Source organism: Methanocella arvoryzae MRE50 (assembly GCF_000063445.1).
GTDB lineage: Archaea > Halobacteriota > Methanocellia > Methanocellales > Methanocellaceae > Methanocella_A > Methanocella_A arvoryzae.
In genome coordinates, this window is sequence record NC_009464.1 from 1,793,926 (window position 1) to 1,816,725 (window position 22,800).

Sequence of the window (22,800 nt, forward strand, 5' to 3'; positions counted from 1 at the left end):
ATACCCCCACCCCTTAATTTCTACTGGAACTGAAAATCCAAAGCCAAGCTTTAGATTTGTCAGATGAAAATACCTTGTTGTAGTGGTTTGCAGATCAAAGTATTTATAGATAACGATTTATAGCTTAATAGATTATTTTTATTTAATTAAGTTTAATCTAAAATAGAATGGATTTTCGCGGGAAAATTATCTTTTGAATATGGGATGATCCATAGTACTGAATAATGAAATAATCATTATTTTGACTTATTTTCCAATATTACATCAAATTTCAGACTATCTTGAGCCGAAAATCCCGATATACCGGCTCCATTGGAAATAAAGGGGTAGGTGTGTTACCGCTAGCGAGTGAGCTCTAAAAATTTTTATGGAATTTTTACGTAAGAACAATGTCTATCGCTATTATAGACATGCTACAGAATTACAGACGTGCTACAATTATAGTCGTGCCACAGAACATCTATAGAAATAAATATTATCCACCAGCCCAATGCTGTTATTATGAAGGTACTTGCCCTATCCGACCTGCATGGTAAGTTTTTCAGGCTCGACGCAATTATCAAGAAGAGCGATCCGGTAGACGCCATCGTCATCTGCGGAGACATCACTCACGGAGGCCCGGAGGTGAGCGCGGTTCGTACGATCTCGGAGCTGAAGCAACTCTGCCCGACAGTGCTCTTTGTCCCGGGCAACTGGGATACCCGGGAAGTCGTCGAAGGCCTGGGCAGGTACACTGATGCCATCAACCTGGACGTGTCTCCGAGGATTATCAAGAATACGCTGTTCATGGGCATAGGCTACTCTAACCCGACAGGCAACAATACTCCATCGGAAATATCGGAGGAGGAGATCGCAAACAAGCTCGAGACGCTCTTTAGAGAGATGCCCGCGGTGGACAGAAAAGTTCTCGTGACACACGCGCCTCCGCTGGACACGCTGGACATGACGCCGAAGGGTGCCATGGGCAGCAAGTCTCTCAGGGCAGCGCTGGACAAGTTCGACCTGATCATCTGCGGCCACATACACAAAGCCAGAGGCAAAGTCAAAGACGGTGCCTGGCTGATCAATCCCGGCTACGCGGCCGAAGGGCAGGCAGCCATCATCGATCTTGAAACTTTTGACGTCGTCTGGATCGACTCTGTCATCTAAATCGACTGTGTCATCTGAGCCCCCGTCATCTGAGCCTCTCCCAGGCGACTGATTCCACGGCCCCGGTATCGTAAGGCCGGGAATAATATTTATTTCCAGCAGATAATATAATTCGTCTGATGATGTCGATCAGTGATGTCGATCAGGACACTTGCAGCACCGTCAGGGCTCATTTTTATCTCCACACGATCTCATTCGCACCCATATCGGACAGGTACGCCGGGGGGCTGTCGCCCGCCCGGTTTTCAGCTATCTACAGCAGTTTTACCCGGTGATTTCCAGTGCAGGAAACGAAAAAAAGAGCATCCGCCAGATCAGAGTCTCCACGGACATCCGGTGAGATCCACCGGTGGCTGCGTCGCCTGGCCAGGGAAAACCCCGATATCTTCGGCAGAGGCGGGCAGTGGAAGATCAGGCCCGTCAAAGAGCAGCACGCCTCTTCCCACGTCACCGAAGTCTACCAGATCGACGATAAGCGGGTCCACGTCAAGTTCTTCCGCAGAACGCTGGGGCCTACAAGCACGACCTACGAGCCCTGCAGGGAGATGGCGACGGAATTCGCCACCCTCAAGGAATACGAGCGAAGAGGGTTCGGATCCGGCAAGTATCAGGTAGCGAGAGCCCTCGGCAGCGACGAGCGCCTTGACTGCGCGCTTGCCACTTTATACGTGGGAGGCTTCACCCTCCAGTCCCTCATACAGGACGTGATCCACGGCAAGAGGGGCCCCGCCGAACTGTATATGGGGCTAGAGCTGACCGCAGGCCTCCTCAGGCGCATCCACACAGAGATGCCCCAGAGCTACTATATCGACCAGTGCGAGATGTTCTACTCGTACCTGAAAGCCCTCCTCCGCCTCGAAGAAACAGGGGCGCTGGGAGGCTTCCACAGGAAAGCAATGCGCAACATGGCCAGGTGGTACGAGCACCAGCCCCTCTTCAGGCAGAGAGGCGTCACGGTGCACGGAGACGCCAACCCCTCGAACTTCAAGATCAAAGACGGCATCATCTACGCCTTCGACGTAGAGCGCAGCCGGCCCAGGCGCAGCAAATGCGTGGACTTAGGAAGCATAGCGGCGGATCTGTGGCACCAGTTCGCCTACGAGGGCGGGGACGGCAACAAGGCAGAGCCTTACGTGCAGCATTTCATCAGGGCATATGAGCCGGATAGAAAGCATCGAAATGAGATTCAGGATCTCCTGCCATTCTACACATCCCAGTCCCTGTACAAGATCGCTTCGCTGGGGTTCTGGGACGGGGAGTACAGGAGGCGGCTCATAGAAGAGGGAACGAGGCGGGCTGAAGAGGTGCCAGAGTTATCAAAGTAGTGCAAATCGGCATTTGTCATTGTAATAGTAGTCCGAGAGAATTAACTTAGAAATATCCTCTCAGACCTTTCCACACTCCCCGACCTCCCCTCAAACCTCTCCACCCTCCCAGACCTCCCAGCCTGAAAATCCTCCCAGACCTCCCGTGAACTCCCCGACCTCCGAAGACTTTCTAGCGCTGTACGTCCGATGGAAAAAGTATCTGGCTATATTCTCGTATCTGGAGCAGGGCATGATGATGAACAGCTTTTTATCGATTAGATGGCCAATCACTCATAGCCGGTGAAACCGATGCAGAAGCCTTCCCTCGAAGACGTGATCATTCTCGCCACCCAGTCCCACAAAGGCCAGCGGGACCGGGCTGACCTGCCCTACATTCTCCATCCGCTCAGGGTGATGATGGAAATGGACCCGGCCGACGAGGACGCCATGATCGTGGCGGTCCTCCACGACGTGGTCGAGGACACCAGTGTCACGCTCAGCGACCTCCAGTCGAAAGGCTACCCGGACAACATCGTCGATGCCCTCGACTGCCTCACCAAGAGAACCAACCCCGCCGAGGCCGGATCGGGTGTCTACGACATAAATGGCAAGGAGAGGTACAGCTATTATATCAGGCGCATTAAGCAGAACCCCCTCGCCACGAAAGTCAAGATCGCCGACCTCAGGCACAACTCCGACCTCGGCCGCCTCAGGAAGGTCGAATCCTGGGATTTGAAGAGGCTGGACAGATACCAGAGGGCGCTGATGTACTTGACTAACAGGTACGGGTCGCCGGACATCCTGGTGGACTAAGACTATTTTTTATCGAAAATCACTGCCGGCTAATTAGTGTAACATATACGGGTTAGGAGCCCAGCTCGCAATACACTTATTTGCCGTCTCAGGATCAAATGACGGCCGACGTTTTCGTTTCGGGGGTTCCTCATCGCCCCATAACATCTCGTACTCTCCTGGCCCCGGGCGCTGACCCCCGGTACATACAGGATAGGGAAGGTCTTCCGGAGGCAGGATTGCTTCTACGCTGATCTTTACAACCTGCTCCGACCGAAAATCGTAAACGTAGGTAAACTCGCTGACATTCTTTAATGCCTTTTCTATTTTGGCGCACTTCTCGTCGATTACATCCTCGTCGTAATTCTTATTGCCGTATTCTTTCCTGCCGATCCGGAAGACGTGAAGGTGCTCTTCCTCCCAGTCCATCAGGCACTGAATGGCGCTATGGAGCTCGGCAAGGGTCGAATCTCCGCTGATTTTCAGCCTCCTCCACAGGGGCGGACTTGTTCCCTTGAGTTTCATGTATAGCTGGTACGTTCTAGTTCGCTTTTCCGCAGCCTCTTTCATGGTAATAAATATAATATCATATGATATAATATGTATTCGGCCTCTGTATCTTGGAAAATAACTTATACGATGATGTATTAGATTCAGGCGAACAGAGACACAGACAGGCAGGCACTATCATGGTTCACAGGGTTTTCTGGGCAGACACTCTAGCCGACGAAGTGATCGAGCGCTACGGCAAGGACGGCGAAGTCGACGACACTGTCGTCGTCAAGTGCGCGGCGTCGCCCTCGGGCGGCAAGCACATCGGCAACATCAACGACATTCTCAGAGGATATTTCATCAAGGAGTCGCTCAAGAGCATGGGCGTCAGGACGAGGCATGTCCACACCAGCGACGACCGTGATCCATTGAGAAAGATCCCGGAGAGGATGCCCGACCGTGAGGGCAACTGGAAAATTCTGACGGAACAAGAGCTGAAAGAGCTGAACAAGTACGTCGGCCTCCCCTATGTGCATGTCCCCGACCCGTTCGGGTGCTGCAAGTCCTGGGCAGAGCACTTCAACAACGTGTGGCTCGACGGCGTCAGGTCCCTTGGAGTGGAAGTAGAGGACTACAGCAATCACGCCCTGTATAACGAGGGCAAGTTCGAGGCTCCGACGAGGACGATCCTCTCGGACATTCCCCTGGCGAGGGAAGTCATCTCAAAATACCAGAAGAACACCCCCGAGGACTACATTCCCTTTAACCCGATATGCGAGAACTGCGGCCGTATCACGGCAAAGGCAGTCTCCGTCGACCTCGATAACTGGACCGTGGACTACGTCTGCGAAAGCAAGTCGCTTGCGGGCGAGTTCGAGGTGCCGGGCTGCGGCCACAAGGGCACTACCTCTCTGAACAACGGCAAGCTGCCGTGGCGGTTTGAATGGCCTTCCCAGTGGCAGATCTTCGACGTCAAGATGGAGCCCTTCGGCAAGGACCACTACGAAGGCTCGTGGCCATCCGGTCAGGAAATATCAAAGGTCATCCTCAAGAGGCAGCCGCCCGTGTATTCAGTATACGAGTTCTTCCTCGTGAACTCGGCCAAGATGTCCACAAGGCACGGCAACGTCTACATTACCCAGGACATGAACAAAATCATGGAGCCCGAGGCCTTCCTGTACTTCTACTCGCTCAACCCCATGAAGCAGAAGAACCTCGAAGTCAAGAACATCAACTTCCTCGTGGACGGCTTCGACCGGTTCGAGCGTTTATACTATAACGAAGTGGAAGCGGCTGACGCCGAGGAAAAGGAACTGGCCGATCGTGTGTACCCCATGCTTCCGATCGAGAAGCGCCGCAAAATCAGGATACCGTACACCTTCGCCGCCATGGTCAGCGTCTCCAAGAACGAGGAGCACATCCTCCGCACCCTGAAGAAGACCGGCCACCTGCCCGCCGACGCCACGAAGGAACAGGAGCAGGACGCCCTCACCCGGGTCAAGCTCGCCGGCTACTGGGCCCGCAACTTCGGCCCCGAGGAGTACAACATCTCCATCAAGGAGGACCTGGAGATTCCGGCCGACATCACCGACGCCGAGAAGGACGCCCTGAGGGAGATGGCCGACTACATCGAGGCAAGGCACACTGAGGAAGAGACCCAGTACGAGATCTTCGAGATGGCCAAGCGCAGGGACATCAAACCCGCCAGGCTCTTCAAGACCGCGTACACACTGCTGCTCGGCAAGCCCAGAGGCCCGAAACTCGGGCCGTTCGTGCTGGCGCTGGATACCGAATTCGTGACGAAGAGGCTCAGGCTCGAGGCCTGAGCATTTTAACTTTTTATAAGAACAGTTTTGCCGAATCTTACCCTGTAGAGTCTGCGGAAATATTATCGATCGATGGCAAACCATAGGTCCCATTGACAGGTGTAAAGTGTCCGATACCTACCGGATGAATATATTTTACCAACGGGTCTTTCGATGCTCGGTCGATGAAGTCGGTTTGATTATTAGTTTCATACTCAATGGATTGTAAATGCAAATTTTCCTCTGTCAGGCGGTATACCTTTCCGTCATATTTATCTCCGAATCTTTCCAGAGAACCAGGAAGTTTCCAGAATCCGATCGTTACAATATTATGATCGTATTCAACCCCCTTCTCATCGAGGTCTGCGGGGTACACAATTTCAGGTTTTCCAGCTGATAAATTGGAAAGTTCATTCATCGAAGGCAAGCCAACTGTCACGTTTGCTGGGACTAAATGCCCTATGTAAACAGGGTTAATATACCTGACACGAGGGTCTTTTGATGCCCTTTCTATAAAGTCGGTCTGGTTTTCTGTTTCATATACTATACATTGGGACTGCATATTCCACTCTGTTAGGCGAATCGGCATTCCGCCATTCTTTTTCCCGAATCCTTGGATTGAGCCAGGAAGTTTCCAGAAAACGACAGATACATTGTTATGATCGTATTCAATTCCTTTCACATCAAGGTCTTTAGGGTACACAATTTCTGGTTTGCTATAGCTATAAAAACGATCTGTAATTATTTCATAGGTCAAGGTTAATGTTAGCGATAGTACTATTATCAGTATTATTGATAAAAAATATTTTTGTAATAATTCTTTCATTTTATCACCAAAAAATAAAAAATAGAGCATTAATATATTAAGCTTAATGCTCTATATTCCCCTCCTCCTGTTTGCGCATATATCATGTTGTTCAACGTGCCTCCCCACGATGAAGTTAACGCAATTTCCTGCGCATCTATGCTTTGGCCTGTTGCATCATAGCTTGTCGTAGACACTGGTGCATTCCATCTCAGGTACAAGTTAAAGTTACTTCCATCGGGGCCTGAATTGAATGTATAACATCTTCCTTCACCATTGTTTTGGAATGTTGCGGAGTTTGTACCACCTGCGGAAATAATTCCACCGCTTGTTGATACATACGATGGATTACCATTCATTATATATAACTTGAAATTGCCGCTACCACTATATGATATTACCATCACATACAGTGTTCCTGACCCTTTGATCGTCAAGCGTTCAAGGGAATCCACGGAATCTGACTTAGCATCATAGCTGCTTGTCGTAGGCAACGAATTCCACTTAGCATAGATGTCGAAATCCGCATTTTCATTTCCGACCATAACTACAGTTGTATACGAATCGACAGGTACGCTGTAGGTACACCAACCATAATAATTCGGCGCAGGTAGGCTACCAGATCCTCCGAATCCTATCGTCCCGGTCGTAACTGCAGAATATGCGTTGACTTTACCGTAGCCATACTCATTATCAAATCCACTTGGACCTAAATCAATAGCGGTTCTTCTAAGTACATCTCCAACCTTCCAACTGCTGTACGAAGGGTTCTGTGATACCACTAAAGCGGCAACACCTGAAACCAGAGCAGCGGCAGGAGAGGTGTCGCTGGCTGTTCCATATTGTGTTTGTGGTGTTGATCCAATTTGTGTACAGGCTATTTGTACACCAGGGGCCACGACATCAACATGGGGGCCATAATTTGAGATTCCCATACGGTTGTTACTATTATCAATTGCTCCAACAGCGATTACATTTCCATATCCTGCCGGATATTTTATTATAATACTATTGGCTTGTGGGTATGTGTTTCCAGTAGAGGCAACTAAAACGCACCCTGCACCATAGGCATTATCAATTGCTTGCCGAAGGTTTGGATCATCGCCGTCTATCTCAAAACTCATGCTTATTACTCTTGCACCATGGCTTGCTGCATACTCTACTCCCTGTCTTGCATAGATCGAATCGGTACTTCCAGCGCTATCCATAATCTTAACTGGTAGTATCCTCGATTGGGATACACCTGCAATACCTACCCCATTATCTATTGTGGCAGCGATGATACCGGACATCATTGTGCCATGCCCATTATCATCATTCGTGTTAGCATTATTACTAATAAAATTATAACCACTCAATATACGTCCAGTTAAGTCGGGGTGGCCGCTCCAAACACCGGTATCAAGAACGGCTACTATGATATTACTATCACCTTTCTGATAGTTCCATGCATCCGGAACATAAATTGAATTTAAATAGTTCTGATTGCCACTTGTGAAACCGGGATCATTTGGCGAGTAACCATCAATATGTCCAGTTATAGCAGGGCAGATATTGCTTACATATGGATCGCTTGATGCTTTGTTAATGAAATTGTCTATATTATCAGTTTCATAGACAATTGATTGCAATTTTAGATCTCCATCGGTAGGTTGAACTAGTTTGCCTCCGTATTTTTTCCCAAATTCATCCAGGGATGCTGGAAGCTTCCAAAAACCGACTGTTACTCTATCCGATTTATAACCAATACCCTTCTTTTTTAACTCTTCAGGATAGGTTATTTCGGGCTTAGTCTGGATAGTACGCGTTTTATTGAGGAACATGTAGGTGTCTTTCTTCACCGATTCTACCCTGGAATTATTTGCCATTTTCGCAATCGCATCGGTCGTTTTTATACTTGTTTCCCCGACAGTAAAATCTGTCGATGTCTCAAAAGGAGGCAAAATAGAGGTAAACTATATTTGATCATGAGTCTACCTAATTTTGCCTTTTGGCGATGGCGGCCCGGCATGTTGTTCCAGAACGTCGCCGGGTTTCCATCTACGTCTCATCTTGCAAGCGGTTGTACTACTTAATTATTTATTAATTTTTCGTCATAGATATTTATTCGATATATTTATCAAACAAAAAAATGAAATTTATTTCATATTTATGAGGGTCAGCCTCGCCGGCTTCTGGGCTCACCACTACGGCCCGGACGAGTATAACATCTCCATCAAGGACAACCTGGAGATTCCCGCGGACATCACTGGGGCGGAGAAGGACGCGTTGAAGGAATTGGCCGATTACATCGAGGCGAAGCACACCGAGGAGGAGACGCAGTACGAGATCTTCGAGATGGCCAAGCGCAGGGAGATCAAGCCCGCCAAGCTGTTCAAGACCGCGTACACACTGCTGCTCGGCAAGCCCAGAGGCCCGAAACTCGGGCCGTTCGTGCTGGCGCTGGACACAGAGTTCGTGACCAGGAGGCTCAGGCTCGAAGCCTGAGGCTCAACGTTATTGATAGTGTGCTCGGCGCCAGGACGCCTTGTTCTTAGTTCGCAAAGGCGCTAAGGCGCTAAGACGCCACGATCATCAAAAAATCTTTGCGTCCTTGCGTCTTAGCGTCTTTGCGATTTAAAACCGAGGCCTCCCGGGGCCGAGCACATCGAGCTTTTTCTTCACAATGGACATAATACAACGTTAGTTTTTTAGACTAGCACACGAATGATTGACCAATCATGATCCTCGATTATTTTGGGAAACCCGAAATCTCGAAAACTGCTTTTGTCGCTGAGACCGCCGTGCTGATCGGTAACGTCCACGTGGAGGACGAGGCTAGCGTGTGGTACGGCGCTGTGCTCCGGGGAGACAAGGGGAAGATCGCTGTCGCCCGGAAAGCGAATGTACAGGATAACTCTGTGGTGCACTCCGGGCCAGGGGAGGACGTCTTCATCGGCGAGGGCACGACGATCGGCCATGGGGCGATTATCCACGGGTGTACGATTGGGAAGTATGCGCTGATCGGCATGGGCGCTATAGTGCTGAGCAAAGCGGAGATCGGCGACCACTGCATCATCGGCGCCGGCGCCGTCGTCAAAGAGGGCGACAAAATCCCCGCAGGCTCGCTCGTCGTGGGCGTCCCGGCGAAGGTAGTCAAGCAGCTTTCCCCCGAGCAGATGAAGTACCCCGAGGGCAACTGCGAAGAGTACGTTGAGCTTTCCAGGAAGTACCTGGAAGCGATGCGGAGATGAGTAAGTGGTGAAGATCGCGGTCGGCGGCACTTTTCAGCCGCTGCACGACGGGCACAAGCTGCTGCTGCGCACAGCATATAACCTCGGCGCCGACGTGGACATCGGCCTCACCTCCGACGACATGGCGACCGGCAAGCGGACCCGAGACGTGGAGACGTACGGTGAAAGAGAAAAGGCGGTCCGGGACTGGGTCAAAAAAGAGTTCGGCATCGAGCCCCACATCATGAAGATCGACGATCCCTACGGGAAGACGCTGGTCCAGGACTACGATTACATAGTGGTATCACCCGAGACGTATCCGACGGCCGTGAAGATCAACCAGATTCGCAAAGAAAAGGGCATGAAGCCGATCAAGGTCGTGAGGGTGGAGTACGTCCTCGCCGAGGACGGCAGGCCCATTTCCTCCACACGGATCGTAGAGGGCGAGATCGACTCCCACGGCAACCTGCTGGCCAGAAAGGAAGGAGATTACTGATGAAGGTGGCAGTTGGCACCGTGAACCCGGTCAAGGTCAACGCGGTCAAAAACGTGTTCGGCAAGCTGTTTGACAACGTAGAGGTCGAAGGCCGCAAGGTCGGCTCGGGCGTGCCCGACCAGCCCTTCGGATCCGAGACCATCAAGGGCGCCATCAACCGCGCCAAAAACGCTTACAGAACAGGAGATTACGACTACGGCGTCGGCATCGAGGCCGGCCTGACCGACGTGGAAGGCTACGTGTTAGACATCCAGTTCTGCGCCGTCTTCGACGGCCTGGACTGCACGACAGGCTGCGGCAGCGGCTTCCAGTACCCGCCCACAGTCCTCGCCGAAGTGCTCACCGGCAGAGAAGTCGGCGACGTCATGAGCGAACTCACGGGCATTGAGAATTTAGGACAGAAGATGGGCGCTATTGGTTATTTATCCCGTGGTATGCTGGATCGTACTCAGTTAACAGAGCAGAGCGTCCTCATGGCCATGATACCCCGGCTCAATCCAAAGCTGTACAGGCAGATAGACTAAAAACACCTTTTTATCCATTGCCTCAGACTAACCACCACGGCATGAGGCTGTTTTACCACAGAGGCACAGAGACGCACAGAGGTTCACGGAGTACTGGTTTTACCACAGAGGCACAGAGATTCACAGAGACGCACAAAGGCTTACTAAATTATTAGAGATTATCAATCCAGATCATAAAAAAACTCTGTGTTTCTCTGTGCCTCTGTGGTTAACCGCTCTCTGTGTTTCTCTGTGCCTCTGTGGTGAATAGTACTCTGTATGTCTCGGTGGTGAAATCGATATCTTATATGTCGCCAGGCGCTCGTTTAGACACACACGGGCTGTTTTTGTCATAGAACCGCCACGGCCGTAGCGCATCTTCGCCGGCGTAGTCGACGCCGATTCTCGGGCAGGCGACGATCTTCTTCACTGCCGGCCCGTCCTCGACGTACAGCTCGCCTGAAGCGCAGACGTCGGCGCCGTTTAGGGCTCTGGTAATGCTCATGGCGCCGCACAGCTTGCCGGGCCCGGAGGCGATCTCATGGTGCTTTCTGGCCTTCGGGCGGAGGGAGGACATGATCTCCTCCCCCTCGATCGGCTCGCCTGCCCTGATGAGGACTGCGGCGGGGTAGCCGTCTTTCTCCGTTACGAGATTGAGGCAGTTGTACATGCCATAGATGAGGTAGACGTAAGCGTGGCCGGGCTGGCCGAACATTACCCGGTTACGGGCTGTCATGCCCTTGCTGGCGTGGCAGGCTTTGTCGTTTTCACCGATATATGCCTCGGTCTCGACGATTCTCAGGGCGACTCTGCCAGCAGGGAGTTGCCGGACGAGGGTTTTGCCGAGCAGGTCTCTGGCTACCTCGAGCGTGGGCCGATCGTAGAAATCTCGGGGCAGTACTGGCATATGCCTTTTAGTGGGACAGGAGAATACAAATAGCTTTGGTGGGCCGTTCTCAGGGCCTGCCGGCGATCTTCTCTACCAGGTCACCGAACTCTTCTTTCACTCTGAAGCCCCTGCTCTCAGGCTCCCTGATGATCAGTCCTCTGTCAGTAAGCTCTTTGGTGCACCGGCTGGCGATGCTCTCTGGATGTCCAGCTCGGTCGAAATCTCGCCATTGGAAGCCCCCGGTTTCCTGTGGAGAAAGCACAGAATTTCGCTTGTGAATCCTTCTCCGCGAGTGTTGCAGCGACGGATATCACCCTCCCCGACCTCCTTACCTCCTTAAACCTCCCTTTTTTAAACCCTCCCCGACCTCCGTGTATCTCCTTTAACCTGCCTCCTTTCCTCCTGAACCTCCTTGGTCCTCTGCATTTTGCTGGTGCAGGCCATCCCCGGCATATACCCGAGTAAAGGGAGGCACTGGAGGATAGGAGGCAGGTCAGGGAGGTCATCGAGGTTAAAGGAGGGTTTTAAAGAAGGAGGTCAGGGAGGTACAGATGTCAGGGAGGGCTGGATAATAGTGATGGGAGAATAGAGTGTAGAGACAGTCTTTTTCGGGGAGGCACGGGCGATATCTGGCAGCATGCAAGCACCGCAACATATTTATCTTCCCGGCGCGACTACGATTCAGTCAAAGACGGGACAATGGGGTAGCTTGGTCCATCCTCGAGCGTTTGGGACGCTTGGACCCCAGTTCAAATCTGGGTTGTCCCATAAAAAATTTGGGGGATATAAATCCCCTTCTTTTTATGTCATATAATTCTGAGCTATTAAAAATAAGTCAGTTTAAGCAGCGAGCAGCATAACTACGAATCTGGCTCCCATAGTGCAGTCGCCGGACGCCCGGTCTAATCATTTTTTACTCTCACTCTCTCGGATGACGCTATTTGATGTAGACGACCGATGGCGACTGGCTCAGGAAACGTCCGGTGTCTTCCGCTTCCTCTGCTACAAGCCTTCGAATGGTGTGGTCAAATGGCTTAAACGGCTTGATTTTCAGGTCCAGCCGTTTTCCACTGCGCTCGTACCGCCACACGCCGGCTACGAGGCCATCGATCAGCACGACAGGCACGGTCTGGCCGCCATGGTATACTTCGCCATGATACGATTCAGGAACGAGGTATCTTCGGTCATCATAGCCCAGGACGTACGGGTCGAATGCTGGCAGGAGATTCACCACCGTCCCACTAACAGCCAATTTATCGGAATGTTCATCTTGAGTCCGGAGCGACCAGAGTACCTGCCCTTCTACCGTAACCGGCATAATGGTCCCGTTCTCCCGCAATATGTCCCAGCCGCGCTTAGCCCTGGAAACCGACTGCCCGGACCACGAGGTAAAGTCTTTCAGGCTTGCAGGCCCGTACCCTGGCAGATACCGCCGGGCGAGTTCAGCCTGCCACTCTTCGTCAGACATACGCTTTCGTATGGCGCCAGGGTCAGCCACGAGGTAAAATGTTTGCTTGCCCTCATCGTTCTCCGGGCCTATGCCGACAATACCTTCGAGGGCTGCGCGGGCGAGTAAATGGTATGGTGCCTGACTTTTAGGGTCAATATCCACTCCCCGTTCGTTCAGCATTTCGACAAGCTCGCTCCGGGTGAGAGACCCCTCTTCACGAAGGATGTCTCGAATCTCCTCGAGCCCCAGTGCGACCTTCTTCTCGTCGAGCCCGAGCTCGAGGCGTCTCCCCATGCCCTTTTTTATGAGGCCCGGGCCGAGTAGCGGGACTATCCAGTTGAGGTCCTGCGGATCGACCAGGTGCAACGTTCCACGCATAGCCCACGTCCGCACCAGGCGTTTTTCCTCTAACGCTTTGTTTACATAGGCCGGCTCAAGCCCTCCGATACGTGCCCTGAGCGATAACATCATCGCCTGTCTGGACTGAGCGTTTGCCCCGCATAAAGAACGCACAACCTCAACGAGCCGATCCACAGGCGCCTTTACATCCAGGTGCTGAGCATGAAGACGCTGCCACCGCACCTCTTCCGGGGACAGATGTGCCGGCTCACTGTTGACAGTAGTGTCTTCATGTACGCTCAACCCGGGCACCTCTCGCTATCCTCATGCTAATCAAGAGTCCTATGGGTCGCAAAATATTTAGAGACAATGCTTCCGCACTCCGTGGACCTATACTTGAATTAGTCTGGGTCGACGCCGGTTACTTCTGCCCCGGGCATGGCGTCGATCATGGTACCAGTAGCCGCATCGATAGCGCAGGCCAACTGATACCTGACCAGCTTACGGAGTGAAAAATTCAGGCCAGCATGGCATGTATAAAATTTTTTATCCTTATAACTTATTTAGCACCTATAAAAAAATTTATAACCTGGCAGTGCATAGGATAGGCCATGCCTCATAAGCAAAGGCCGGACTCGGCGATTCAGGAAATCATGATTGTCGAAGATCCCCACGCCATCAAGTTGCTATGCAGTCCCAGGTATGCTGAGATCATTCGGATTATTAGCGGGGAAGAGTTTTCCGTGTCCGACGTGGCCCGGAAGCTCGGCGCCAATTCAGGCTCCGTATACTACCACATGAAGGAACTGGAAAAGCATGGCCTGGTCAAGCTGGTCAGGGAAGAGATCGTCGGAGGCGTGGTCAAGAAGTACTATCGGAAAGCGGCCATGAACTTCACCTTTAATATCTCTGATCCGTCGAGCCCGTCGGCTGCGGCAGCAGTTGCGGCCGGCATCAACGAGGAGTTCTGGGAGAAGCTGATCAAGTCGCTGAGCTACATGGGGTACAACGTCTTGCCGGGAAAAATGGCCGAGGCGAAGCGCGACCTGATGGCTATGGACAGGAGAAGCAAGGCCATTCTAGCGGAATTGCAGCAGTCGGGCCTGGAGCAGGTGGAGAAAGACCGCCTGGTCGTGGCTAACGCCTACCAGGTCGCGATCATGCTGCGGCTGGTAGAAGACGAGCAGTTCCTCGAGGCGGCCAGAAAGTTCAGCGGCGGGTTCCTGCGAGAACAGGCCGGGACCGGGAAACAGGATTCAAAGGAGAAAAGTGGAAAACATGACTAAAACGGCAATCGAAAACAGAGAAGTATCGTGGAACGTACAGGGTATTACAGTAAATGGGACGATTACGGCGCCGGCAGATAAAGAAGCGCATTCGGCAGTTATCTTTATAGCAGGCAGCGGCCCGACAGACAGAGACTGGTGCACGCCGCTCCTGCCCGGAACGAACGGCAGCGCCAGATTGCTGGCTGAAGCGCTCGCAAGCCAGGGCTTTGCTACTCTGCGCTATGACAAGCTCGGATCCGGACCAAACGTCGTAGAGAACTTATCAAAGTTTAACGGCAAAATCAGCATGCAATACTACATAGAGGAGATTACGGGCGCCGTTGAAACATTACTGGCAGAAACAAACGTTAAAAAGGATAATCTGTTCGTTCTGGCCAATAGTGAAGGCACTATTCATGCTGTTAACTACCAGTTGCAGGCAAAGATCAATCGCTTCAAAGGACTGGTGCTGACCGGGGCGCCCGCAAGATCGGTCGGCGACTTGGCCAGTGTCCAGCTCTCCAGGCAGTTTGAGCCTTTGCCCGGCGGAGACCTCGTCATGAAATATTACGATGAGGCCATAGCACGGTTTATCGCCGGTAAGCCAGTTACCCCCGATCCTTCGCTTCCGGAAGTCCTCAAAAACATACTGCTAACTCTAGAAACCCCTTCCAACTTGCCGTTTTGCAGAGAACTATGGGCTTACAGCCTCGCAGACCACATTGCAAAGGTCAATGAGCCGCTACTCGTCGTCATCGGCAAAAAGGACATCCAGGTCGACTGGAAGGCGGATGGCGAGGCCCTGGAAGAAGCAGTCAGGCATAATTCAGAGGCATCTTTCGTGTACCCTGAAACCGCAAATCACGTACTGAAGCACGAAGAGGCCCCTGAAGAAAAGCTGGACGCCCAGTATGTTAGCATGAACTATAATGCGCCAGGCATAGAGCTTGATCAAGAAGCATTAAACGCTATCGTAAACTGGCTTAAGAAATATTAAAAGCTGCGAGGCTGGTTATCTGGTCACCGCAGCAGGCTTCTTGTGCAGGTAGTTGTAGACGGCGGTAAACCCGGTGATGAGCAGGGGCACCAGCATCTTCATAGTGTCGTCGCGGGAGAAGCCTTTCGCGATGCCAGTCTTGTTGATGACGTCCATGATCATGGACTCGCTGGGCTCCTTACCGCCGGCCATGGCAGACTCCATGTTGTTCGCGAAGAAAGTTTTCCCCAGGAAGCCGATAAAGTCCTGCTTGTCGCTGAACGTGCCCTTGCTGATGAGGGCGTTCAGCCCGGCCAGTGCGACGCCTGACAGCGGGAGGTTGAGGTTTTTGGCAATGTCTGCGATCTGCGGCGTTTTGTACGCGGCCGTGGATTCCCGGACTTCTTTCATGGTCTCCTCGGGTGTGCGCCCGGTGGTCTCCGCATGTGCCCGCTCTTCCTCGTAGCGGGGTGCGGTCCGCTCAGCCGGAGCCTTCTCCCTGTATGCCTCCCGCGGTGCGGGCTCTGCATGTCTTCTGCGCTTCATCATCATGTATGCTCCAATCGCTATCAGTGCCAGCAGGCCCAGCGGCAGGATCCACCAGGGTAATCCCTGAGCGGGGGACTGGGCAGCCTGGGGCATGACGAAGCCCGGGGGAGTCATCACGCCGCTCACCGGATAGATGATGCCGTTGCTGCTGTCGATGCCCGAGCCTGTAACCGTGGCGCCTCCGACGGTTATTGTCCCGTCCGGCTGCCGGCTCACGGGCAGGGTCTTTCCGTCGATCGTCTGCAGCGAGTCCCGGTTTGCCAGGTCGGAAGCGGACAGTTTCCCGGGCACGACGTGGTAACTCATCAGCTCTCCCAGCTTCGCCTTATCGTTCATCAGCGCGCTGACGGACTCCTGCGGGATCTGGCCGAAGGCCGTGTTGCCCGGCGCGAAGACCGTGTAAGGCCCGGCTCCGGCCAGCGTGCTGTCCAGGCCGGCGGTCTTCGCCATGTTGGTCAGCGTCGAGTAGCCGCTGCTGCCGGCGAGGTTCTGGAGGATCGTGTTCTGGCTCGTAGTCTCAGCGGTCTGCGCGAGCGCCGGTACAGCAAGCCCTGTGATAACTGACAGCGCGAGTAGTATCACGACTAGTCTTCTGATATCATCATCCATGTGTCGTTCACCCAAAAAACCGAAAGAAACCAAAATGATAATAGTTGACACAAGACTATCGTTCTAATTATCCGAAAGGGTCAACTTATCATCGGGGCCGGGGCCAGCAAGTATTGTGGCCGGCTTATTGCCCTTCTTTAGGGGCCGGGTGCTCAACGAAGAGCGATGCTATTACGGGCAGGCTCGCTCTTTTGGCGATGATGGCCAGTGTCCCGGAACGGCGTCTACCGTATTGCCTCTTTGGAGGCGCAATAAAAAGTTATGGGGCTCTCAGAGCGAATCTGAGAGATCTGTTTGATCAGGACCCGGGCGCGCTCAGGTACCCTTTCTGCCGGAGCCAGTCTGCCTGCGGCCCTGTGTACCTGTATACGACATCGGCCTTATCTTCCTGGATCTCCCAGGGCACCACGATGACGATGTCGCCCTCGCGGATCCACGTCCTCTTTTTCATCGTGCCCTTGATGCGGCACATCCTGGTGACGCCGTCCATGCATACGACGTTCAGGTGGCTTGCCCCTAACAGCTTGGTCACGGTACCTAAAATTTCTCCGTCACCTCTCCGGGGGGTCCTGACCCTGGTTACTTCGCCGCCGGCTTGTGCCGGTTTCCTTTTTCCCTGGCTTCTTGGTTTATACAATTTTCCACCTTCAGATTAAAAATTCAGTTGAATCATTTTCATTTTTATAAATCTAAAAAGAAAAAGATAGGCTCATGCAATAAGATATTTAATCTTAGAACCTGGGCTTTCTGTGCTTGGGGAAGCAGTCCTGGCAATAGACCGGCCTGTCTCCGCTGGGCGCAAAAGGTACTTCACATTCTTTCTTGCAGTCGGCGCAAACCGCCTTGTGCATCTCCCTCGGGCCACCGAAGCTTCTCCGGGGTCCTCTAAATCCACTGTCTCTCATGATAAATTCTCAAGCAGAAAAGGTTTCCACGCCGGAGAAATGTTTCTCCACCGAAGAATTTCTCCGCATTAACCAAGAGGGTCAGGTACTATAAAAGGGTATGTATTGCTGGCAGTGTTGAAACTTCGGTTGGCTACTTAGAATAGAAGCGTTGAATTTGCGATTGTTGATAACGGTTGATGATTTATTGATTTAGATAGTTCTAATCTAACGGGATATCTCTTAGATGATTCGTGAACACTATAAAGAGTCCAAGTATTAAGCCGATATATCACATACTACGGCTAACAGGACTATACTTAATTGTATAATTGTTAAGGTATTATCGCCACCTATGAACTGGGTAAAGCCGGGATCGATATTTTTGAGTGAATCGAATATAGTTGATGCTATGAACCGCAACACAGCACTGATCGCTTCGTCTATAGCTGAGCAGATTAGCATACCTTATAGGGCTAATGTAATCTTTATATGATGATTGATACTTAAGTAAATATAAAATGTTTGATCACTAAGCGATTATTAAAAAACTATAATATGATTAACTGCTTATATACTCCATCCATCCATCAATAACCCTACCGATAAGGGCACTGTTAAGCGTTCTGAATGGCATGAAGGATTACTATTCTATTCTTGGGCTTGATCGAGATTGTACTCGTGATGACATTAAAAACGCCTATCGGAGATTGGCGAAGCAATACCATCCCGATATCAATCATAGCCCAGATGCTCCTGAAAAGTTTAGGGCAATCGTAGAAGCATATGAGTACCTTCTTGATGTGAAGGATGGTAAACGACCTGACATACCTAAATACACGGCAACGAGTACCCGTAGTACTCGTGCTACCACTGGAAATAATTCTAAACAATTCACGCCACTTGAAAAATTATTGGCAATGCTTGATAGCGCAGATGTAAACGTAAAACGACAGGCAATTGAAGAACTTGGTTCAAGGCAGTACTACTCAAACCAGACTGTTATATCCGCTCTACTGAGCTTTATGAAATCGCCCAATATGATGTTACGGAGGAACGCGATCATTTCACTTGGTAGGCTTGGAAATCCTATTGTTGTCGCGGACGTAGCTAAAGGGTTAAAAGATGATTGGGCACAAATTCGATTCGATACAGCAGTCGCATTAGGCAATATTGGAGCACCCGAAGCGTTGCTATATCTTCAAAGAATGGACTCTACGGAGTACGAAAACAATGAAATGGTGATGAACGCTGTACGAGAGTCCATCTATTGGATCAAGCGAAAAAACAAAATGTTCGATCAATCTAGAAAATGCCCATACTGCGAAGGATATGACAACACAAGTGTATTACCACCGTTCGTATGCCATGATTGTGGTAGAACATTTCAGAACACCGCAAAAGAGCAACCCAAAAAACCACAACCTGAACAACGCCCACCGAGTTCAGACACAACTAAACGATGCTCATATTGTTATGCTCAAGATGTACTTGAAAAATGTAGATACTGCGGAGGATTGTATTGTAGCGACCACATTAGTTCACAAGCCCACCATTGTACAAAGAGCAGAACAGACACAACTACTATCCGCACTGATACAATGGGTAATAATAAAACCGAAAAGCAATCCCCCATCGTTACGGCAGTGAATTGGATTTACGCTAACGCAAAAACCCTTTTAATTGCTTTAGTTGTAGTCATGTTATTGCTGGCAACTACGCCTATGCTAATTGGTGCACTTACAACTCCACAACAATCCGAACAGTCTTACACACCACAGCAGCCGCCTTTACCCACCGATTCACCACAATCTACTTACGAAGTACAATATGGTGATATCTCAGGTCAAGTGTATAAAGGGACGGATCAAGTGTCGCATGCAACTATATCTTATAAAAAAATGGGCGATGCCATCCTTACAGAATCAGGTTATGTATTAGTCCCCGCCGGTACACCCCAATCAGTAACCACCGACAATAATGGGTACTATTCTATCACCCATCTACAATATGGCAACTACTCAATCATGATCTGGGATGGAAGCGGTAGCAGTATCATCTATTCAGGGAACATTATCGTGGATCGCAAAACTGCTACTGTAAACTTCTTTACAAAATAGCGATGAATCTCATTTACAAAGTGTAATTTGATAAAGACTTAAGAAACCCCGAATATTATGGCTAATGGTAATAAAATTATTGGATTAGAGGGCATAACCCATGAACAACTCTCTGACGAATTAAACAACGGTAGCAAATTCGTAGTATACCAAAGATGTGTATCTCTTCTTATAGTAAGTAACCTAAGCAGTTCTGATATCTACCATATTAAGCCAAATGGCAAATACCCAAACGAACGCTATACGGCGACACTATTCTCTCTTCTTTTTGGGTGGTGGGGCTTCCCTTGGGGGTTTATATGGACGCCTATGGCAGCCATTAGAAATCTATTGGGCGGTAAAAACGTGACAGAAGAAGCCATGTCCCAACTCCGCACAAATGTATGGGACACATCAGGAATGAGGTACAATTGATCATCCAAGTTCGCATCGGGCCTGAAAAGGAAAAGATCAAAGAGATCATTCAAAAAGCTCACAAGGGCAGTGGACTATATTCTAAGCACACCGTCCCCCATATGACTCTATATGGCGACTTCAAAGCGCCAGCCAGCTCTTTTCCAAGGATAAAGTCTGTAATTATGGAAACTGCAAAATGTTATGAGACATTACCGTTTCATATTGATGGATACGACTTCTTTCAAGGGAAACATGGTTATGTATGTGCTTTAAAGGTCATACCATCTACACCGCTCGTGGATTTTAGACGTGACCTAAGTAGTAAGATGATCAAGGTAGCCCCATCTTTAAGAGATTGGGATTCTGACGATGACTTCAAATTTCATATCACAATAGCTCACCGACTTCGATACTCACAGTACAAGAATGTTCGCCAGTACCTCGAAACTGGCAAACAATCATTCATCCAAAAACTGCTTTCATTCCTAACAGGTTCAAAACCACAAATAAGGCAATTTCGTCCATATTTACCAATGGATGGGGTACGTATCACAATGCTGAACGACAATCGCAGAATCTACTGCGAATACGACCTGCTACAAAAACGGATGCTTAACCGTACAAATGCACTAAACAGGGACGTATATGCCACTACACTCAGCATACTCCGTAATAAAAAAGGGTTGCAACGAAATAATCCCTCATACTCGTCAGAGCCTACAATATTTCTGTACTCTGATACACACTTTGACCACGAGAATATTATACGATACTGTGCCCGACCATTTATAAACGTGCATGATATGAATAGTGTATTGTTAACTAACTGGAATAATACAATATCAAATAACGATACAGTGTACTTCTTAGGGGATTTAGTTTTCAAAGGGCGTAGAGCAACTTACTGGATGAACCAACTTAACGGCAATATATACTTCATCGACGGCAATCATGACCGCTTTAATACAAAACCATATGAAATTCTGACATATGGTAAGTACCAATTTTTACTTGTCCATTCCCCAAAATCAATTCCAAATTGGGGTGGGTGGACGATCCACGGACACACCCACAACAATGACATCTACAACTATCCATTCATCAACGGCGAAACGAAAACCATTAATGTAAGCGCAGAACTCGTAAGTTACAAACCAGTAGACATTCGGAGTATAATTGCCCTTGATCCGGACTCTATAAAAAGAATGGACACCATCTCAAGCACTCCTGAAAGATGGTAGCCTCATACCAACCGATTTCAACAACCGCTACTTCAACGCGTCTGATCTATAGACCCACCGAAGCTTCAACACTGCCGTATTACCTTGCTCTGTTGAATAATTCTGGGTATCCTGTACAATATATGGTGACTAAACCCTGCCCTTGCTTATGTACGGTGAGATAGCATACGAACGCTGCGCTGTGCCAAACCACACAGATTCCACGGATTCTGCCAGGATTCCACAGATTCCTACTCGATAGCACTGATGGCGACGGATTCCACAGATAAACAAAAATATCTGATCGATTGACTTATGATTGCAATCGGTGATCGAATTGTTAGCGTTTTCTTTCTGTGCTATCGAGTAGGAATCTGTGGATTCAGCAGAGGAATCTGTGGAATCAATTGACATCTGTGGCATCTGTGAGGATTGGCACAGCGCAGCGTTCGTTTTGCAGTCTCGGGGAGCCTGTGCAATCAGGTGAGGCACAGCGCAGCGTTCGTTTTGCAGTCTCGGGGAGCCTGTGCAATCAGGTGAGGCACAGCGCAGCGTTCATCTGCAGATCGACTTTTGACCTGTAACCCGTTTTGGTGATCGACTCAATCAGACAGCCGCCGGGCATACAATATTGCGTTGCCCCTTTTTCCCACAGGTGTCAGGCAGCCGGCTTTCCGCATGCAGTAGGCCATTTTTCCCGCCAGCCATGCGGGTCTGGCGGTGGCCGCTGCCAGCTCGCTGACTGTGAATGGTTCGGCCAGGGTATCGGGGATGAAAGCGAGCATGTCTGCCGGCGTGCTCAGCGTCCGTTGATCCACCACCTGCAGCAGCCTGCGTTCCTCTGTGACCCATCCTCTGCGCCTCCAGCCCCGGGCGCCGTCGTACCGGCGGACTTCTTCCTCCTCTATCAGCAGCAGCTCTATCGAGAAGCCGGGGTTCCGTAGCAGTTCAGGCAGCCTCACCAGCTCCAGGAAAGCGTCTTCGAAGGCGCCTCTTTTAGGGGATTTCCTGCGGATGATAGGGCCGTCCCCGTTGTCTGCCAGCTTTACGATCCACTTCTCCCTGGCTATCGGGTAGACCAGCCGCACCGGATGGCTGCTTAAGAGCTTTTCCAGTTTCCGCTTTATGGCACTGAAGTTCCGGGTCTGGATCTCGATGAGGAGGCTTTTTGTGATGCAGTCGCCTCTCACTATGTCTACGTAAAACCCGTCCACCGGCACCTCGAACAGGTCACCGGGCTGCGCGTACCACTGCTTCAGGGCCTCGTGCAGCGGCTTTTCGTTCAGCGTGCCTATTTTAGACGTTCCCAGGATCAGCCCCTCGTCCTCCTCTGTTCATGAGCCTTCTTCCTTCATATCCGTTCTCTATACCTCAAGCGCAAGAGCCACCAAGATAGGGCGTGATTCGCCGGCCAGGCCAAAGATCAATGAAGGGCCGGGGCAGTTTGCGAAGGATGGCGGCGCTCTCTCTGCATTTATTCCCGGGTAATTACCGGGATAGGTATTACATTTACCGAGATCACCATTTATTCGGTGGCAC

The 22,800-nt window shown here is 50.6% G+C and carries 24 protein-coding genes and 1 tRNA gene; 15 read left to right on the plus strand and 10 right to left on the minus strand.

Translation table 11 applies throughout. The features are described from left to right. Positions 1-501 precede the first annotated feature (501 nt). The 4 genes from RCI_RS08905 (at position 502) to RCI_RS08915 (ending at position 3,269) form a co-directional block, all read left to right on the plus strand. Entirely contained in the window at positions 502-1,149 is a 648-nt protein-coding gene (locus RCI_RS08905) for a metallophosphoesterase family protein (protein ID WP_012036100.1), read from the plus strand. A 119-nt stretch (positions 1,150-1,268) separates the two neighbouring features. Then, positions 1,269-1,424: a hypothetical protein gene (locus RCI_RS17015; RefSeq protein WP_158308897.1), complete on the plus strand. Its 156-nt coding sequence runs from the start codon at positions 1,269-1,271 to the stop codon at positions 1,422-1,424. A gap of 6 nt (positions 1,425-1,430) precedes the next feature. Beyond that, positions 1,431-2,474 carry a phosphotransferase gene (locus tag RCI_RS08910; protein ID WP_012036101.1) on the plus strand — a complete coding sequence of 348 codons (1,044 nt, stop codon included), beginning with the start codon at positions 1,431-1,433 and terminating at the stop codon, positions 2,472-2,474. Positions 2,475-2,765: 291 nt separating this feature from the next. Continuing rightward, entirely contained in the window at positions 2,766-3,269 is a 504-nt protein-coding gene (locus tag RCI_RS08915; protein WP_012036102.1) for a bifunctional (p)ppGpp synthetase/guanosine-3',5'-bis(diphosphate) 3'-pyrophosphohydrolase, read from the plus strand. A 33-nt stretch (positions 3,270-3,302) separates the two neighbouring features. Here RCI_RS08915 and RCI_RS08920 read toward each other — a convergent pair whose 3' ends face one another. Next, positions 3,303-3,818: a plasmid pRiA4b ORF-3 family protein gene (locus RCI_RS08920; protein ID WP_012036103.1), complete on the minus strand. Its 516-nt coding sequence runs from the start codon at positions 3,816-3,818 to the stop codon at positions 3,303-3,305. 119 nt (positions 3,819-3,937) lie between these two features. Here RCI_RS08920 and lysS point away from each other — a divergent pair, with 119 nt between their 5' ends. Next, positions 3,938-5,566, plus strand: coding sequence for a lysine--tRNA ligase (lysS, locus tag RCI_RS08925; protein ID WP_012036104.1), 1,629 nt, complete (start codon positions 3,938-3,940; stop codon positions 5,564-5,566). A gap of 37 nt (positions 5,567-5,603) precedes the next feature. Here the strand turns inward: lysS and RCI_RS08930 are convergent, their stop codons facing one another. After that, positions 5,604-6,371 (minus strand): hypothetical protein, encoded by a 768-nt coding sequence (locus tag RCI_RS08930; protein ID WP_148266582.1) that lies wholly within the window; start codon positions 6,369-6,371, stop codon positions 5,604-5,606. A 29-nt stretch (positions 6,372-6,400) separates the two neighbouring features. Next, on the minus strand, positions 6,401-8,218 hold the full coding sequence (locus RCI_RS15800; RefSeq protein WP_081477318.1) for a S8 family peptidase: 1,818 nt from the start codon (positions 8,216-8,218) through the stop codon (positions 6,401-6,403). Between the two features lie 283 nt (positions 8,219-8,501). On the opposite strand from RCI_RS15800, the gene RCI_RS08940 reads away from it, so the two are divergent. From RCI_RS08940 to yjjX, 4 genes are all read left to right on the plus strand, one after another. Then, positions 8,502-8,837: a hypothetical protein gene (locus RCI_RS08940; protein ID WP_048198343.1), complete on the plus strand. Its 336-nt coding sequence runs from the start codon at positions 8,502-8,504 to the stop codon at positions 8,835-8,837. A gap of 233 nt (positions 8,838-9,070) precedes the next feature. Further along, the gene (locus RCI_RS08945; protein WP_012036107.1) at positions 9,071-9,583 is read left to right on the plus strand and encodes a gamma carbonic anhydrase family protein; all 513 of its coding nucleotides are present in this window, start codon (positions 9,071-9,073) and stop codon (positions 9,581-9,583) included. Positions 9,584-9,587: 4 nt separating this feature from the next. After that, on the plus strand, positions 9,588-10,058 hold the full coding sequence (locus tag RCI_RS08950) for a phosphopantetheine adenylyltransferase (RefSeq protein ID WP_012036108.1): 471 nt from the start codon (positions 9,588-9,590) through the stop codon (positions 10,056-10,058). After that, positions 10,058-10,582 (plus strand): inosine/xanthosine triphosphatase, encoded by a 525-nt coding sequence (gene yjjX, locus RCI_RS08955; RefSeq protein ID WP_012036109.1) that lies wholly within the window; start codon positions 10,058-10,060, stop codon positions 10,580-10,582. Before RCI_RS08950 ends, yjjX begins: the two co-directional genes overlap by 1 nt. Positions 10,583-10,865: 283 nt before the next feature. Here yjjX and RCI_RS08960 read toward each other — a convergent pair whose 3' ends face one another. Further along, positions 10,866-11,468, minus strand: coding sequence for a DNA-3-methyladenine glycosylase (locus tag RCI_RS08960; protein ID WP_012036110.1), 603 nt, complete (start codon positions 11,466-11,468; stop codon positions 10,866-10,868). Positions 11,469-11,517: 49 nt separating this feature from the next. Next, on the minus strand, positions 11,518-11,712 hold the full coding sequence (locus tag RCI_RS08965; protein ID WP_048198347.1) for a hypothetical protein: 195 nt from the start codon (positions 11,710-11,712) through the stop codon (positions 11,518-11,520). Positions 11,713-12,143: 431 nt separating this feature from the next. On the opposite strand from RCI_RS08965, the gene RCI_RS08970 reads away from it, so the two are divergent. Next, positions 12,144-12,218 (plus strand) — tRNA-Pro (locus tag RCI_RS08970). A 169-nt stretch (positions 12,219-12,387) separates the two neighbouring features. Here RCI_RS08970 and RCI_RS08975 read toward each other — a convergent pair. Next, a complete protein-coding gene (locus tag RCI_RS08975; RefSeq protein ID WP_331436979.1) occupies positions 12,388-13,482 on the minus strand; it encodes a winged helix DNA-binding domain-containing protein in 1,095 nt (364 codons plus the stop codon). Positions 13,483-13,850: 368 nt separating this feature from the next. Here RCI_RS08975 and RCI_RS08980 point away from each other — a divergent pair, with 368 nt between their 5' ends. Both RCI_RS08980 and RCI_RS08985 read left to right on the plus strand, forming a co-directional pair. Continuing rightward, positions 13,851-14,525: a winged helix-turn-helix domain-containing protein gene (locus RCI_RS08980; RefSeq protein WP_012036113.1), complete on the plus strand. Its 675-nt coding sequence runs from the start codon at positions 13,851-13,853 to the stop codon at positions 14,523-14,525. Then, positions 14,518-15,504, plus strand: a complete 987-nt coding sequence (locus RCI_RS08985) for an alpha/beta hydrolase family protein (protein ID WP_012036114.1) — start codon at positions 14,518-14,520, stop codon at positions 15,502-15,504. The genes RCI_RS08980 and RCI_RS08985 overlap by 8 nt, the downstream gene beginning before the upstream one ends. 15 nt (positions 15,505-15,519) lie before the next feature. Here RCI_RS08985 and RCI_RS15805 read toward each other — a convergent pair whose 3' ends face one another. From RCI_RS15805 to RCI_RS16285, 3 genes are all read right to left on the minus strand, one after another. Further along, a complete protein-coding gene (locus RCI_RS15805) occupies positions 15,520-16,641 on the minus strand; it encodes a fasciclin domain-containing protein (RefSeq protein ID WP_012036115.1) in 1,122 nt (373 codons plus the stop codon). Between the two features lie 298 nt (positions 16,642-16,939). Then, complete coding sequence (eif1A, locus tag RCI_RS08995) at positions 16,940-17,278, minus strand: translation initiation factor eIF-1A (protein ID WP_012036116.1); 339 nt, start codon at positions 17,276-17,278, stop codon at positions 16,940-16,942. Positions 17,279-17,372: 94 nt separating this feature from the next. Next, positions 17,373-17,546, minus strand: coding sequence for a CxxC-x17-CxxC domain-containing protein (locus RCI_RS16285; protein ID WP_081477319.1), 174 nt, complete (start codon positions 17,544-17,546; stop codon positions 17,373-17,375). A gap of 614 nt (positions 17,547-18,160) precedes the next feature. Between RCI_RS16285 and RCI_RS15810 the strand changes: the two genes are divergently transcribed. From RCI_RS15810 to RCI_RS15815, 3 genes are read left to right on the plus strand one after another with little or no spacing between them, the layout of a single operon-like run. Then, entirely contained in the window at positions 18,161-19,645 is a 1,485-nt protein-coding gene (locus RCI_RS15810) for a DnaJ domain-containing protein (protein WP_012036118.1), read from the plus strand. A 57-nt stretch (positions 19,646-19,702) separates the two neighbouring features. Beyond that, positions 19,703-20,059, plus strand: a complete 357-nt coding sequence (locus tag RCI_RS16695) for a hypothetical protein (RefSeq protein WP_012036119.1) — start codon at positions 19,703-19,705, stop codon at positions 20,057-20,059. After that, positions 20,056-21,282, plus strand: coding sequence for a 2'-5' RNA ligase family protein (locus tag RCI_RS15815; protein WP_012036120.1), 1,227 nt, complete (start codon positions 20,056-20,058; stop codon positions 21,280-21,282). The genes RCI_RS16695 and RCI_RS15815 overlap by 4 nt, the downstream gene beginning before the upstream one ends. A 581-nt stretch (positions 21,283-21,863) precedes the next feature. Here the strand turns inward: RCI_RS15815 and RCI_RS09010 are convergent. Beyond that, positions 21,864-22,475, minus strand: a complete 612-nt coding sequence (locus tag RCI_RS09010; RefSeq protein WP_231844814.1) for a hypothetical protein — start codon at positions 22,473-22,475, stop codon at positions 21,864-21,866. Positions 22,476-22,800 lie beyond the last annotated feature (325 nt).

What these genes read in the sequence shown, in the direction of transcription:
- RCI_RS08940 (WP_048198343.1), top strand. Translation starts at nt 8,502, where the DNA reads ATGAGGGTCAGCCTCGCCGGCTTCTGGGCTCACCACTACGGCCCGGAC.
- RCI_RS08920 (WP_012036103.1), bottom strand. Translation starts at nt 3,818, where the DNA reads ATGAAAGAGGCTGCGGAAAAGCGAACTAGAACGTACCAGCTATACATG.
- lysS (WP_012036104.1), top strand. Translation starts at nt 3,938, where the DNA reads ATGGTTCACAGGGTTTTCTGGGCAGACACTCTAGCCGACGAAGTGATC.
- RCI_RS08905 (WP_012036100.1), top strand. Translation starts at nt 502, where the DNA reads ATGAAGGTACTTGCCCTATCCGACCTGCATGGTAAGTTTTTCAGGCTC.
- RCI_RS15800 (WP_081477318.1), bottom strand. Translation starts at nt 8,218, where the DNA reads ATGGCAAATAATTCCAGGGTAGAATCGGTGAAGAAAGACACCTACATG.
- RCI_RS16285 (WP_081477319.1), bottom strand. Translation starts at nt 17,546, where the DNA reads ATGAGAGACAGTGGATTTAGAGGACCCCGGAGAAGCTTCGGTGGCCCG.
- RCI_RS17015 (WP_158308897.1), top strand. Translation starts at nt 1,269, where the DNA reads ATGATGTCGATCAGTGATGTCGATCAGGACACTTGCAGCACCGTCAGG.
- RCI_RS08985 (WP_012036114.1), top strand. Translation starts at nt 14,518, where the DNA reads ATGACTAAAACGGCAATCGAAAACAGAGAAGTATCGTGGAACGTACAG.
- RCI_RS08930 (WP_148266582.1), bottom strand. Translation starts at nt 6,371, where the DNA reads ATGAAAGAATTATTACAAAAATATTTTTTATCAATAATACTGATAATA.
- RCI_RS15805 (WP_012036115.1), bottom strand. Translation starts at nt 16,641, where the DNA reads ATGGATGATGATATCAGAAGACTAGTCGTGATACTACTCGCGCTGTCA.
- yjjX (WP_012036109.1), top strand. Translation starts at nt 10,058, where the DNA reads ATGAAGGTGGCAGTTGGCACCGTGAACCCGGTCAAGGTCAACGCGGTC.
- RCI_RS16695 (WP_012036119.1), top strand. Translation starts at nt 19,703, where the DNA reads ATGGCTAATGGTAATAAAATTATTGGATTAGAGGGCATAACCCATGAA.
- RCI_RS15810 (WP_012036118.1), top strand. Translation starts at nt 18,161, where the DNA reads ATGAAGGATTACTATTCTATTCTTGGGCTTGATCGAGATTGTACTCGT.
- RCI_RS08945 (WP_012036107.1), top strand. Translation starts at nt 9,071, where the DNA reads ATGATCCTCGATTATTTTGGGAAACCCGAAATCTCGAAAACTGCTTTT.
- RCI_RS08980 (WP_012036113.1), top strand. Translation starts at nt 13,851, where the DNA reads ATGCCTCATAAGCAAAGGCCGGACTCGGCGATTCAGGAAATCATGATT.
- RCI_RS08915 (WP_012036102.1), top strand. Translation starts at nt 2,766, where the DNA reads ATGCAGAAGCCTTCCCTCGAAGACGTGATCATTCTCGCCACCCAGTCC.
- RCI_RS08960 (WP_012036110.1), bottom strand. Translation starts at nt 11,468, where the DNA reads ATGCCAGTACTGCCCCGAGATTTCTACGATCGGCCCACGCTCGAGGTA.